The organism is Parabacteroides acidifaciens, assembly GCF_003363715.1.
GTDB classification, from domain to species: Bacteria; Bacteroidota; Bacteroidia; order Bacteroidales; family Tannerellaceae; genus Parabacteroides; species Parabacteroides acidifaciens.
Window position 1 is genome coordinate 161,045 of record NZ_QREV01000002.1, and the last position, 13,580, is coordinate 174,624.

10 protein-coding genes and 1 tRNA gene are annotated in these 13,580 nt (G+C 47.0%); 5 read left to right on the forward strand and 6 right to left on the reverse strand.

The window, feature by feature from the left end; translation table 11 throughout:
- Positions 1-72 precede the first annotated feature (72 nt).
- Together DWU89_RS01500 and DWU89_RS01505 are read left to right on the forward strand one after the other, a co-directional pair.
- The gene (locus DWU89_RS01500) at positions 73-1,425 is read left to right on the forward strand and encodes a Gfo/Idh/MocA family protein (protein ID WP_115497927.1); all 1,353 of its coding nucleotides are present in this window, start codon (positions 73-75) and stop codon (positions 1,423-1,425) included.
- A 170-nt stretch (positions 1,426-1,595) separates the two neighbouring features.
- Positions 1,596-3,170, forward strand: a complete 1,575-nt coding sequence (locus tag DWU89_RS01505) for a sulfatase family protein (RefSeq protein WP_115497928.1) — start codon at positions 1,596-1,598, stop codon at positions 3,168-3,170.
- Positions 3,171-3,235: 65 nt separating this feature from the next.
- Here DWU89_RS01505 and DWU89_RS01510 read toward each other — a convergent pair.
- Positions 3,236-3,309 (reverse strand) — tRNA-Ala (locus tag DWU89_RS01510).
- Between the two features lie 83 nt (positions 3,310-3,392).
- Here DWU89_RS01510 and DWU89_RS01515 point away from each other — a divergent pair.
- Entirely contained in the window at positions 3,393-3,707 is a 315-nt protein-coding gene (locus DWU89_RS01515; RefSeq protein ID WP_115497929.1) for a DUF4286 family protein, read from the forward strand.
- On the forward strand, positions 3,704-4,261 hold the full coding sequence (ruvC, locus tag DWU89_RS01520; protein WP_115497930.1) for a crossover junction endodeoxyribonuclease RuvC: 558 nt from the start codon (positions 3,704-3,706) through the stop codon (positions 4,259-4,261). The genes DWU89_RS01515 and ruvC overlap by 4 nt, the downstream gene beginning before the upstream one ends.
- A gap of 6 nt (positions 4,262-4,267) precedes the next feature.
- Here ruvC and DWU89_RS01525 read toward each other — a convergent pair whose 3' ends face one another.
- From DWU89_RS01525 to gdhA, 3 genes are all read right to left on the reverse strand, one after another.
- A complete protein-coding gene (locus DWU89_RS01525; RefSeq protein ID WP_115497931.1) occupies positions 4,268-5,032 on the reverse strand; it encodes a DUF6599 family protein in 765 nt (254 codons plus the stop codon).
- On the reverse strand, positions 5,029-6,183 hold the full coding sequence (locus DWU89_RS01530; RefSeq protein WP_115497932.1) for a DUF362 domain-containing protein: 1,155 nt from the start codon (positions 6,181-6,183) through the stop codon (positions 5,029-5,031). The genes DWU89_RS01525 and DWU89_RS01530 overlap by 4 nt, the downstream gene beginning before the upstream one ends.
- 161 nt (positions 6,184-6,344) lie before the next feature.
- A complete protein-coding gene (gene gdhA / locus DWU89_RS01535) occupies positions 6,345-7,679 on the reverse strand; it encodes an NADP-specific glutamate dehydrogenase (RefSeq protein ID WP_115497933.1) in 1,335 nt (444 codons plus the stop codon).
- Between the two features lie 363 nt (positions 7,680-8,042).
- On the opposite strand from gdhA, the gene DWU89_RS01540 reads away from it, so the two are divergent.
- Positions 8,043-11,009, forward strand: coding sequence for a PEP/pyruvate-binding domain-containing protein (locus DWU89_RS01540; RefSeq protein WP_115497934.1), 2,967 nt, complete (start codon positions 8,043-8,045; stop codon positions 11,007-11,009).
- Here the strand turns inward: DWU89_RS01540 and DWU89_RS01545 are convergent.
- Complete coding sequence (locus DWU89_RS01545; RefSeq protein WP_115497935.1) at positions 10,993-11,988, reverse strand: metallophosphoesterase family protein; 996 nt, start codon at positions 11,986-11,988, stop codon at positions 10,993-10,995. The genes DWU89_RS01540 and DWU89_RS01545 overlap by 17 nt on opposite strands.
- Before the next feature lie 128 nt (positions 11,989-12,116).
- Entirely contained in the window at positions 12,117-13,577 is a 1,461-nt protein-coding gene (locus DWU89_RS01550; RefSeq protein WP_208642439.1) for an enolase-like domain-containing protein, read from the reverse strand.
- Positions 13,578-13,580: the final 3 nt, after the last annotated feature.

A 13,580-nucleotide genomic window follows, 5' to 3' on the forward strand; every position in this document is an offset into this window, starting at 1 on the left:
TTCATTATTCCGATTTTAATTAATATATTTGCCTTTGATTTAATTTTTTAGTCCAATATATTTTGAATTACCATGAAAGAAAACACTAAGAAAGGGGTAACCCGTCGAGAGTTCCTCGGCCTTTCCGCTCTTGGATTGGCAAGTTTGACTATCCTGCCCAGTTGGGCTGTTAATGGTGTACGTATCGCACCGAGTGATCGTGTCGTTTTAGGATTTGTCGGATTAGGGCAGCAAGGTTTGTCCGACTTCCGGAGTTTCTCTACTTGTCCGGGTGTACAGGTGGCGGCATGTTGTGATGTAGACTCGTTGAAGCGGGAACGTTTCAAACGTCGTGCCGAAGCTTGGCAGAAATCGCTGAATGTGGCTCCCCGTTGCGATATGTATGAGTTCTATGAAGACTTGTTGGATCGTAAGGATATCGATGTTATCGAAGTTGCGACTCCCGACCATTGGCATGCCTTGGTTGCTATCCATGCCTGCCAGAGCGGCAAGGATGTCTATTGCCAGAAACCGTTGGCCTATACGATTACGGAAGGTTTGGCCGTGGCCCGTGCCGTACGCGATAATAACCGCGTGTTCCAGATCGGTAGCCAGCAGCGTTCGAGCAAGGAATTTCAGGATGCGATCGCATTGGTCCGCGCCGGCAAGATCGGCCATATCGAAAAGATATATGCCCGTGTCGGTGAGCCTCCCAAACCACTGGACCTGCCGGAAATGGATGTTCCCGGTAATCTGAACTTCAACCAGTGGATGGGACCGTTGAACGATCCGAAGATACATTATCATCCCGATCTTTGTCCTCCTATCACGCTCGAACCCGAACAGAATGAACAGCTGTGGGGCGCATGGCGCTGGTATCAGGAAACCGGAAACGGATATACGGCAGACTGGGGTGCGCATATGTTCGACATTGCACAGGCGGCTATCGGTATGGATGGTTCCGGTCCGGTAGAGTTTATTCCGGCCGGATATAAAGGAACGAAATATGCAACCATGAAATATGCGAACGGCATCGTGATGACCGAACAGCCTTATCGTGAAGACAATCCGAATGCACAGGGAATACAGTTTGTCGGCGACAAGGGCTGGTTGAAAGTGGCTCGTGGCTATATCGAATGCTCGGATCCTTCTTTGTTGCCGAAGAAAGAACAGAAAGTCGGTAAAGGCGAATATGAAGTAAGTTCTCCGCATATGCAGAACTTTATCGATTGCGTTCGTTCACGCGAGAACCCGATTGCTCCGGTTGAGGTCGGTTGCAGTACGAATACGCTTTGCTGCTTGCAGAATATCGCCCGCGAATTGGGCCGTCCGGTTCATTGGAATCCGGCAACCCTGAGCTTTGAAGGTGATAAGGAAGCGCAGGCGCACCGCTTATACTGGTACGAATATCGGAATCCGTATAAATTGCCGTATTGCCATAAATAAGGAAAATAGAAAGTATTTACCGGACGCAGATGACGCAGACGAGCGCTGTCTGCGTCCGGTTTATTTGTTTACAGATGCACCCTCTTTTTTATATTTTTCCACCTGCGATAGTGATAATTCCGCCAGCTCTGTTTAAATTTGCAAAATCCAGACAAAAAACATAATGTATCATGAAAACTAATCAACTATTTCTTTTGACGGGATTGGCAGCAGTTGCTCTTCCTGCCTGTGTCCAAAAAGACAAAAAGGAGGTGCCGGAGAAACCTATGAACATTCTCTACATCATGTGTGATGATCATTCTTATCAGACAATCAGCGCCTACGACCATCGTTTTATTGAAACGCCGAATATAGACCGGATTGCGAACGAGGGTGTACGGTTTACGAACAGTTTTGTCGCCAACTCGTTGAGCGGTCCCAGCCGTGCCTGCCTGTTGACAGGTAAACACAGCCATAAAAACGGTTTTACCGATAATACGAAACGTTTTGACGGCAGCCAGCAAACCTTTCCGAAACTCTTGCAGCAGGCCGGTTACCAGACTGCCATCGTCGGAAAATGGCATCTTACATCCGATCCGACAGGGTTCGACTATTGGAACATCCTGACCGGACAAGGTGATTATTATAATCCCTATTTTATTGACAACGGGGAGAAGAAACAGATAGAAGGCTATGCAACGAACATTACGACCGACCTGGCTTTGGATTGGTTGGATACCAAACGTGACAAAGACAAACCGTTCTGCCTCCTGCTGCATCACAAAGCTCCCCACCGTACCTGGATGCCGGATACTTGCGATCTGGACTTGTATGACGATATTGTCTATCCGATTCCGGAAACGTTCTATGACAAATACGAAGGCCGTATCGCCGCTTCCGAACAGGAAATGAATATTATCAAAGATATGGACCTTGTCTATGACCTGAAAATGGCGGATAAGGAAAACGAGATCCATACGACAACCGGATTGGAAGCTAACGGCCGTGCGCTGTATAACCGGATGACTCCGGCACAGAAAGCAGCCTGGGACAAACATTACGACCCGATCATAAAGAAGTTCAAAGAGCAGAAACTCACAGGCAAAGCATTGGCCGAATGGAAATACCAGCAGTATATGCATGATTACCTGCGTGTGATCCATTCCGTAGACCGTAATGTGGGCCGCGTATTGGACTATATGGAGAAAAACGGTTTGTTGGAGAACACGATTATCGTTTATACCTCCGACCAGGGTTTCTATATGGGCGAACACGGTTGGTTCGACAAGCGTTTCATGTATGAAGAGTCTTTCCGTACCCCGATGCTGGTACGTTTCCCGGGTGGAGTGAAAGGTGATATTCCGGAAATGGTTCAAAACATCGACCATGCCGCCACTTTCCTGCAACTGGCTGGTGCTCCCGTTCCCGAAGACATCCAGGGCGATTCTTATCTGCCGTTATTGAAAGGGGAAAAACCGAAAGACTGGCGTACTTCCCTGTATTATCATTATTATGAATATCCGGCGGAACATGCCGTGAAACGCCATTACGGTGTCCGTACCGACCGCTATAAACTAATGCATTTCTATAATGACATCGACGTGTGGGAACTGTACGATCTGCAAAACGATCCCCAGGAAATGCACAACATCTATAACGAGCCCGGTAACGAATCCCTGATCGACAGCCTCAAAACAGAACTCCATAAATTGCAAAAACAATATGACGACCCGATCGAGTCGGAGTTGGCAAATGCAAAGAAGTAAGATGGATAGAAATAAAAAAGGCATTCAGAAATGAATGCCTTTTTTATTGAATAGTAGTGAATTTGTGGAGCATATCGGACTCGAACCGATCACCTTCAGACTGCCAGTCTGACGCTCTAGCCAGATGAGCTAATGCCCCGTAGCGTTTATTTTCGAGTGCAAATATAGGGCTTTTCCTGATATTAGCACTATCTTTGTCTTAGAATTTTTATCAAAAATAAGATGATAGTCTACAATACAACGTTCCATATAGAAAAAGATATTCAGGAGGAAGGCCTGGATTATCTGAAGAAACAGTATATGCCGAAAGCGATAGCAAGTGGCTTTCTGCAACATCCGTGCCTGCGGCGGGTGATGCATACGGAGGCGGAAGAGGGAGTGAGCTTCTCTGTGCAGTTTCATGTGAAGAATGTCGATACGCTGAATTTCTGGTTGCAGAATGAGGGAGGCCGTCTTCATAAGGAATTGGTTGCCCGTTTTGGCCATAAGATAGCCGGTTTTAGTACTTTACTGGAAGAGATAGACTGGGAGAAATGACAAAAGACCGTATTATATTAGGGATCGACCCGGGAACGATTGTGATGGGATACGGAGTCCTGAAGATTGAAGGTAATAAGCCTAAGCTGGAAGCAATGGGGGTCTTGCAATTGAATAAATATGAGGACCATTACTTGCGATTGCGTAAGATTTTCGAACGCGTATTGGGACTTATCGACCAGTATCATCCGGACGAACTGGCTATCGAAGCCCCGTTCTTCGGCAAAAACGTACAGAGTATGTTGAAGTTAGGACGTGCCCAAGGAGTTGCGATGGCGGCCGCCCTTGAACGGGATATCCCGATCTTCGAGTATGCCCCTTTGAAGATTAAGATGTCCATTACCGGAAACGGAAATGCGGCAAAGGAACAGGTTGCCGGAATGCTACAGCGTTTCCTGCATATCCCGGAAGAATCCATGTTGCCGCAGCTGGATGCAACAGACGGCCTGGCGGCAGCCGTGTGCCACTATTTTCAGACCAATAATCCCGTGCAGGAGAAGAAGTACACGGGATGGAAAGACTTTATCGCCAAGAACCCGGGCAAAGTGCGCTAAGACCGGTCAGAAGCCGAAACCTCCGTGGTCGTCCTGCTCCGTTTCTTTTTCATGACCTTTGATCAACAGGTAGGTATCGCCGGATTGAAGAATGTCCGATGCTTCGACTTTATTTTTTAACTTCCCGACCTCTTTCCCGTCTGTCACTTCTATGAGTGCCCGATAACCTTTGGCAGGCTTGTCGGCGATGTACCAGATGCCCGAATAAGAGATGTCTTTCACCAAATTGGCGAGAGACATACTTACACCGGATATGGAGATCGGACCGCGCAGCAGTTTCAACTTTCCGGAGTAGGGAGTCGACAGGCCAAGTGCTTCCGGTATCCGGGGATTCTCTTTACTATCCAAAGGTACGTACAGGCGGATCAGCTCGTCGACCTTGCTTTTTGCATCTTCGGAACCCGAAGGAAACACGACGGACACGTATTTGTTCCCGGCTACCGCTTGCAGTTGATAGGGAGCTAAGCAGTCGATGCAGCCCAATGTGTCCGCCCGGCTGCATTTGAAGATATGCAGCGAATAAATTCCGAAAGCATCTTCAGCTGTCGGCATATCGTAAATGTCGATTGTATATTCGTTTCCTTCATAGACGACATCCCGTGTGACCAGTTTGCTAACCCCGTATTCGAGGAACTGGTCTGCGCCCCCGTTCATAAAACCATACAGGCCTGTGCCGGTAAATACCCGTTCGCGTTTGACCTCAGGAGCTTGCCCGAAGAGCGTAACCTGGACAAACAGGGTGAACAGGAGTCCTATCAGATATTTGTTCATGCTTGCAGATTTATTTCCTTGAGTTCTATTTTGTCTTTATCTGCAACGCCCAGTTTCAGTTCCTGCGCTGTCTCCATGAAAGCGCGCGAGCCTGCCTTTTCGCCGTCCTGTATGCCTTCCTCGATTCGTTTGGCGAGGACGATGTCGTAGCAGATACGGTCTGTTGCAACCGGATCGGTTCCTACGACAAGCGTATTGTAGTGGCAGATAAACTGAGGGTTGGCTGACGGACCTCCGTCGAAACATCCGGTCAAGCCGTCGGCAATGTTCAGCACGACCTTATCGCGCAAGGGTGGGAAAGCACACGCACAGGCACAGGTGTCGTGCCACATCGGTCCGTGGAGCCTCGCCGTGTTCGTAATCGAACCGAAAGCAAGGTTCTTCATGCAAACCGTGATTGTGGAACCCGCGTTCTTGATGACCGGGACATTGATGATTTTGGTGACCATCTCCGTACATATCTTAGTGAAGTAAGAATGCTTTCCTCCGTTTATCATATAAGGCATCGTGTAGGCGTCATATTCGCCTTCGAGGTCTACGAAAAACGACTGCGATTTGTCGATCCGGCTTTCCCCGTAAAACTTACCGTCCTTGTCGATATAGCTGCCGTCTGCGTCCTGATATTCCGTGCCGATAATCTTGATGCCGGGATAATTTTCTTCCGTGAAGCCGGATTCTTTCAGGTCTTCTTCGCGTCTGTCCCAGATGATTAGATTCTTTCGGGGAATGCCCGCTTCTTCCAATTGTTTGATGATAGATCGGGTAACGGCATGCGAGGTGGAAAGGAGTTTTCCGGCGATCGGGTTTACCTTCAGACCGATGATATCCTGCGGGCCGACCATTTCGAGCCATGCTTTGCGCAGGTCTGCCTGACCGGTCAGGTTCAGCATAGAGGTTTTCAACATCTCATAGGCAACCGTTTCCGAAGGCTGTCCGTCTACGATGCAACCCGGATGGCTGGTCTTGACTACCTTACCCGGATATTTGCCCGGCATGGAATGGGCTGTCCGGGGGATGGCGGTTGCTTCGTTTATATTTGTTGCCGGTTTTTGTTTCTCCTGATCCTGCAGGGGAACCGCTTTGGCAATAGGGGAAAGGGCGGCTGTCATACCTCCCAGCGCGATGGAACGGAAAAAGTTTCTTCTTTGCATGGCTTTATTCAATTAAAGTTAATGTTCGTAGTGTTATCCCGGATAGCACCCGTGACAAATGTACGGATTAATGACGGGAAAACAAAAAAGGATGCATGTAATATACACGCATCCTTCCTTTCATAGACACATTCTCTACGTATATTGAATACACATTGATTTTATACAATACCTTGCGCCATCATAGCTTTGGCTACCTTCATGAAGCCGGCGATATTGGCACCTTTCACATAGTTGATGTATTTGCCGTCCTTGCCGTGTTCTACGCACTGTTCGTGGATGGCGCTCATGATCTGATGCAACTTGGCGTCTACTTCTGCAGCCGTCCAAGAGATATGCATGGCATTCTGTGTCATTTCCAGGCCGGAAGTTGCAACACCGCCGGCATTGACAGCCTTACCCGGAGCGAAGAGCTGTTTGTGTTCGATAAAGAGGTCGACAGCTTCAGCCGTACATCCCATGTTGGATACTTCGGCAACACACAGAGTCTTGTTTTCGATCAGCTTGCGTGCATCGTCTGCATCCAGTTCGTTTTGGGTTGCACACGGAAGAGCGATATCCACCTTCTGTTCCCAAGGTTTCTTGTTAGGATAGAACGTTGCACCGGGGAATTCGTCAGCATAAGGAGCTACGATGTCGTTGCCTGAATTACGCAATTCCAGCATATATTCGATCTTTTCGCCCGAAATACCGTCCGGGTCGTAAATATAACCGTCCGGTCCGGAGATTGTAACGACCTTGCCGCCCAGTTCGGTTGCTTTCGTTGCTGCACCCCATGCTACGTTACCGAAACCGGAGATGGCAATCGTTTTGCCTTTTATATCAATACCGTGAGTTTCCAGCATCTGGTGAACGAAGTAAAGGGCACCGAAACCGGTTGCTTCGGGACGGAGGTTAGAACCGCCGAACTCCATTCCTTTACCTGTGAATGTTCCGGTGTTTTCACGAGCCAGTTTCTTATACATGCCGTACATATAACCTACTTCACGTCCGCCTACGCCGATATCGCCTGCCGGAACGTCGCGATCCGGACCCAGGTTACGCCACAGTTCAAGGATGAATGCCTGGCAGAAACGCATGATTTCAGCGTCACTCTTACCACGGGGAGCGAAGTCGGAACCGCCTTTGCCACCACCCATCGGCAATGTTGTCAATGCATTCTTAAAAGTTTGTTCAAAGCCTAAGAACTTAAGGATGGACAGGTTTACCGAAGGATGGAAACGGATACCTCCCTTGTACGGGCCGATCGCATTGTTGAATTGTACGCGATATCCCAGGTTTACTTGTATTTCCCCCTTGTCGTCTACCCAGGGTACACGGAAAGTGAAAATACGTTCCGGCTCAACCAACCGTTCGATGATTTTAGCTTTCTCGAATTCGGGATGCTGGTTGTACACTTCTTCAATTGAAAGAAGAACTTCTTTTACTGCTTGCAAATACTCCTTTTCGCCCGGATGTTTTGCTTCCAATGCTGATAAGATGACTTCTGTCTTCATAGTATATAATTTCTTTTTTAGATAACATTCTGTTTGCAAATGTAGGCAATAACCTGGGTTGGCAAAGTATTTTGCTTACTTTTTGATAGTTGTTTTCTATGTTATTGAACAATGTTTTTCAAGCGTTGTTCCGGTACTTCTCCGGAAGCGGACTGATAGAAAGGTGTCATTTTGTAATAACGAGTTTATTATGCCAACACGGTGGCATAGCCGTGCCATCGGCATGGCATAGTTGTGCCATCAGTATGGCACAACCGTGCCAACGTGGTGGCAAAGGCAAGAGGTTGGCTCAAATTCAGGAGCAAACTACCTGTGAATTGTTTTTTTCCTTACATTTGGGGAGTTAATTCTATAAAAATCATCATGAGCGGAATACCGGACTTTAAAAACCTTGTGTTCAAAGACACATCGTTCGCCAATCTAATGAATAAGCGTATATATAATGTATTGCTTATAGCTACTAAATATGATGCCTTCATGCTGGAAGACGACGGGCGTGTAGACGAGCAGATCTTCAACGAATATACCTCTCTCAGCCTTCGTTATCCGCCCCGGTTTACGCAAGTGACTACAGAGGAGGAGGCACTTGCCGAATTGAAAGACCGTAACTTCGAACTGATCATTTGTATGCCGAATATGGATAACCGCGACATTTTTGCAGCGGCAACGGAAATCAAGATCCATTATCCCAATATACCGATCGTAGTCCTGACGCCTTTCTCGAAAGAGGTGTCCAAACGGATTGCGAATGAGGACTTGAGTGCGATCGACTATGTGTTCAGCTGGTTGGGAAATGCAGAGTTGCTGCTTGCCATCATCAAGCTGATCGAGGACAAGATGAATGCGCCGGATGATACGGCAAGTGTCGGTGTGCAGATTATCCTGCTGGTGGAAGATTCCATCCGCTTCTATTCTTCCGCTTTGCCGCATCTGTATAAGTTCGTATTGGAACAGAGCCAGATGTTTGCCAAGGAGGCGTTGAACGATCATCAACGTACGCTCCGTATGCGCGGGCGTCCTAAAATCAAGCTGGCGCGTACTTATGAGGAGGCTGTCCGCATCTTTAACCAGTATCGCGACAATATGCTGGGGATCATTTCCGACATGAGTTTCATGCACGATGGCGTGAAAGACCCGTATGCCGGCTATAAGTTCGGACAGTATGTGAGGAAGACCGGTTTGATCATCCCTTTCGTGCTCGAATCGTCCGAGGCAACTAATAAAGTATATGCAAAGGAGTTAGGAGCTTCTTTTATCGATAAAAACTCCAAAAGCTATCCGCAGGACCTCAGGAAGAAGATCATGCAGCGGTTTGGTTTCGGCGACTTTGTCATCCTGAACCCGCAGACGAAGGAAGAGATCATGCGTATTAAGGACTTGAAGGACTTGCAGAAGAAAGTGTTCCAGATTCCCGATGATTCGCTTGTCTATCACCTGAGCCGCAATCATTTCTCCCGTTTCTTCTATTCCCGCGCCATGTTTCCGCCGGCAGAGGTCTTGAAACGTGTGGACGTGAGCGATTATAAGGATATGGATGAGGCACGGCAGTTGATTTTCGATCTTATCGTGCAATACCGGCGGATGAAAAACTCCGGTGTCGTGGCTGTCTACCAGAAAGAACGTTTCGACGAATACAGTAATTTCGCCCGCATAGGAGACGGGTCGCTCGGAGGAAAGGGGAGAGGCTTGGCGTTTATCGGTGCCATGGTGAAGCGTTATCCTGATCTGGAGCACGAACATTTTGCCGTAACCATTCCAAAGACAGTCGTGATCTGTACCGATATCTTTGACGAGTTCATGGATACGAATGAGCTATATCCGGTTGCTTTGGGTGATGCGGATGACGAGACGATCTTGAAATACTTCCTGCGGGCCAGTTTACCGGCCCGCCTGATCGAAGATTTGATGGCTTTCTTTGATGTCGTCAAAAGCCCGATTGCAGTCCGTTCGTCCAGCCTTTTGGAGGATTCCCACTATCAGCCGTTTGCTGGTATTTATTCTACCTATATGATACCTAAACTGGAGGATAAATATGATATGCTCCGGACGTTGAGCGATGCGATCAAGGCGGTTTATGCTTCTGTTTTTTATCGTGACAGCAAAGCTTATATGACAGCAACATCGAATCTTATCGACCAGGAGAAGATGGCGATTGTTTTGCAAGAAGTCGTAGGTAACCGCTATAATGACCGTTTCTATCCGACAATTTCGGGTGTGGCGCGTTCGCTGAATTTCTACCCGATAGGTAATGAAAAGGCGGAAGACGGGATTGCCAATATCGCTTTAGGTCTTGGTAAATACATTGTGGACGGAGGGCAGACCTTACGCTTTTCTCCTCGCCATCCGCATAATATATTGCAAATGAGTACGATGGATTTTGCTCTTCGCGAAACGCAAACCCGCTATTATGCGCTTGACTTGAAGAACTTGACGGAGCAATTCTCCGTAGACGATTCCTTCAACCTGCTCCGCTTGAATCTGAAAGATGCGGATGCGGACGGTTCTCTGAAATTCATTGTATCTACTTATGATCCTTATGATCAGATAATCCGTGACGGTTATTATCCCGGTGGCCGTAAGATATTGTCTTTTGTGAACATTCTCCAGCACGACGTTTTCCCGTTGGCAGAGACGCTTGACCAGATTTTGCATGCCGGGCAGGACGAAATGGGACGTCCGATCGAAATAGAGTTTGCCGTGAACATTGATCCGGAGAATCCGGAACGGGCTACTTTCTATCTGCTGCAGGTGCGTCCGATCGTGGATAATAAGGAGGTGATGGAAGAAGATTTGACGCAGGTTGAACAGGCTGATACGATACTGTCGTCTACCAGTGTGCTGGGACATGGCATCGTGACAGATGTGCAGGATATTATATATGTAAAGACCGGCGCTTTCAGCTCTTCCAATAACCAGTTGATTGCTTCCGAAATAGAGAAGATGAACCGTCAGTTTACCGAAGGGGAAAAGAATTATGTCCTGGTTGGTCCCGGTCGTTGGGGAAGCAGTGATTCCTGGTTAGGGATTCCGGTGAAATGGCCGCATATCAGTAATGCCCGCGTCATAGTGGAATGCGGACTGGAAAACTATCGCGTCGATCCGAGCCAGGGCACACACTTCTTCCAGAATCTGACTTCATTCGGCGTCGGCTACTTTACTATTAACCCGTTTAAAGGAGATGGCTGGTTCGATGAAGAATATCTGAATTCCCTGCCAGCCGTAGAAGAAACCGAATATCTCCGTCACGTCCACCTCGATGCACCGATCGTCATCAAGATGGACGGGAAGAAGAGTTTGGGAGTCGTGCTAAAACCTAATCTTTCTTCTTGATAAAGTCCGAAGGATAGTTTACGGTGTTGATGATTTCGCCACCTTTCAGGCGTATCCAGGTTTTGAAGTTCTTTTCACCTTCGGTCATTTTGATTACGCGGGCGCCGTTGGTCAGGTTGTTATACACAGTGTCTCCACCTGTATAACGACCGTAGGCCAACAGGATGCCTTTCCAGTAAACGGCGTAGTCGTCATCATGATCATGGCCGACAAATACGCCTAAGATGTCTCCCATTTCTTTCATGGATGTGAACATGCCGGAGTTGAGTTGGGGCGCACAGGCTTTTTCCTTACGTGTTCCTACTAAAATAGCTGTTTCGTCTGCCGCCGCCTGGTTGTATTCCGGCAGGGCGATGTGGAAGAACGCTAATGAGGGTAGGGGATTGCCGCCGTTCTGTTTCGTATATTTGGCACTGTTCTCACGGTACCATTGTATCTGGTCGAACTTGATATAGTCGTATCCGCCTATACCCTTGATTTGTGAGTAAGAATGTGAATCCAGACAGTAAAGGATTGCTGCATCCTTCTTCCCGTCGGACGATTTCAGCGGAAGGATGAAGTTCGTAGCTCCTACGACTCCGGCTACGGAATCGGTCAGGTTGTAGGGGATTGTCTGAATGATATCGAACAACTGGGTACGGGTAAGTCCCTGTTCGTTATCATGATTGCCGAATGTGACTCCGAAAGGAATTTTGCGGTCTGCGGCTAAGTTCAGGATCGTGCGCATCCCTTCTTCTGCCGGCTGCCCATAGATGACATCTCCGGTAAAAAGAACGAGATCCGGTTTCTCGGCGTCCAGTACCTCATTGATACGTTCGATGGATATTGCCGATTTGGGATTTCCATGAATGTAATGTACATCCGTAAATTGTACGATTTTAAATTTGCCGTCTTTGTTGAACTGCAAAGTCGGCTTCTGCGCATAGCCTGATTGCAGACAACCGAACACAAGCGCAAGGGTAATAAGAAGTTGTTTCATTTCAATATGTGTTTAGATTATGTTTTTATGTAACAAAGGTATCGAATTATAGTGATTGGTTCATAATTCGATACCTTTTATTTGACGAATAATTGATAAACGGTTAATAACCTAAACAATTATGCCTTCTATATTTGTGGAGGAAACCAAGCTGCATAATGAGGCGATTGTTCAAATATTCCCCCGCTTTCAGCAAAATAATCATCATCAAGAACAAAAGTCCCTTTGTTGACTTTAGCCCACGATTTATCGGCTGTCGGATTATATGTCAGCATTTTATCCCACTGAGCATAATTTTGATGCCCGTTACTTTCTACCAGTCCGAGTCCTCCTTTTATTCCAGGGAAAGCGTTTAAACGTGAAGCCACAATTTTATTCCACTCTACCAGGATCGGATTAACTGTCAGATCCGCACAGAAACAAGGTATATTATTATCGTACGCTAACTGGGCAACTTTCATGGACATGCTCATCGTTTTAGCTATTGGTTTCAAGGCGATAGCTGAATATCCCAATCGGATTCTTTCCAATGCATGTTTGTCGGTATGTGCAGTCTCATCTGACACGATACGTACTCCCATATCACTTACATCATACATTTTTTCTTCGGCGAACGGTTCTTCTATAATCGCAATTTGATCGAATGCACCGATTTTTTTTGCATGGTCGAGGAAACGTAACATGGTTTCTTTTTTCTCGTATCGGCCGTTTGCATCGAAGTAATAAGGTAGTTTTCCCGATTCTGTATATGAAGTGCGGGCATTCCCGATCGCAGCATGTATCTCACTTAGCCGTTTCATGTCTTTTTCGACCATTTCTTCTTGTGTGCCAGCCTGCCCGATTTTTATTTTCATAAAAAAGTATCCGGCATCTACCGTGTCTTTTATTTCTTGGACCGGGATATTGTAAGCCATAAGAGGAATACATGCAACCTTATTATGATGATTGGAAAGACATGGGCGATAGGCAACCGGAACCATATCATCGAAATTGTTAATCCCATTTTCGGCACAATAAAGCAACCACGCTGCATTGTCTATTCCGACTAATGCATTCAGGATAAATGTCTCCTTTAAATCTGGGTTTCCTGTGATCTTTTTTCCATATTCCCATAATTCGTCCAATATATCTTCCTGCAATTGGACTGGATTGGAAAATGTTTCCCCTTCTATCATTTGCAAGGCCCGAGTTGTAATGTTATACATCAATGCATTACTCGCACTTTCAGAGTGTACCTCGAAAACTGTCGGATCACTCCAAAGGACGTTTTGGGTACATATTCCGAATTTCCTGTATCCATTTTCACTTCCGAGCAATGCCGCCGTTTGCCAGATCTCTTTCATCGCTCCCCCCTTAAATCCGAATGGACGTATTAAAGGCTCCCGTTCGAAATTGGCATTCGTCTCAATAATCTTTATTTTTTTCTCCCCGGGAATCCCGATAAATGTGGATTTTGTCCCTATTGTCTTACTTTTTCCCGAAGGAAGAGCCTCTTCTTTGGCTGGTGGCGAACAGCTCTGTGCCGCAAAAGCCAAGCTGCTGGTCGCGGCAAAGAAGCTGCTGTGTTTTATAAAGTTTCTTCTGTTCATGAT

What these genes read in the sequence shown, in the direction of transcription:
- DWU89_RS01500 (WP_115497927.1), top strand. Translation starts at nt 73, where the DNA reads ATGAAAGAAAACACTAAGAAAGGGGTAACCCGTCGAGAGTTCCTCGGC.
- DWU89_RS01505 (WP_115497928.1), top strand. Translation starts at nt 1,596, where the DNA reads ATGAAAACTAATCAACTATTTCTTTTGACGGGATTGGCAGCAGTTGCT.
- DWU89_RS01515 (WP_115497929.1), top strand. Translation starts at nt 3,393, where the DNA reads ATGATAGTCTACAATACAACGTTCCATATAGAAAAAGATATTCAGGAG.
- ruvC (WP_115497930.1), top strand. Translation starts at nt 3,704, where the DNA reads ATGACAAAAGACCGTATTATATTAGGGATCGACCCGGGAACGATTGTG.
- DWU89_RS01525 (WP_115497931.1), bottom strand. Translation starts at nt 5,032, where the DNA reads ATGAACAAATATCTGATAGGACTCCTGTTCACCCTGTTTGTCCAGGTT.
- DWU89_RS01530 (WP_115497932.1), bottom strand. Translation starts at nt 6,183, where the DNA reads ATGCAAAGAAGAAACTTTTTCCGTTCCATCGCGCTGGGAGGTATGACA.
- gdhA (WP_115497933.1), bottom strand. Translation starts at nt 7,679, where the DNA reads ATGAAGACAGAAGTCATCTTATCAGCATTGGAAGCAAAACATCCGGGC.
- DWU89_RS01540 (WP_115497934.1), top strand. Translation starts at nt 8,043, where the DNA reads ATGAGCGGAATACCGGACTTTAAAAACCTTGTGTTCAAAGACACATCG.
- DWU89_RS01545 (WP_115497935.1), bottom strand. Translation starts at nt 11,988, where the DNA reads ATGAAACAACTTCTTATTACCCTTGCGCTTGTGTTCGGTTGTCTGCAA.
- DWU89_RS01550 (WP_208642439.1), bottom strand. Translation starts at nt 13,577, where the DNA reads ATGAACAGAAGAAACTTTATAAAACACAGCAGCTTCTTTGCCGCGACC.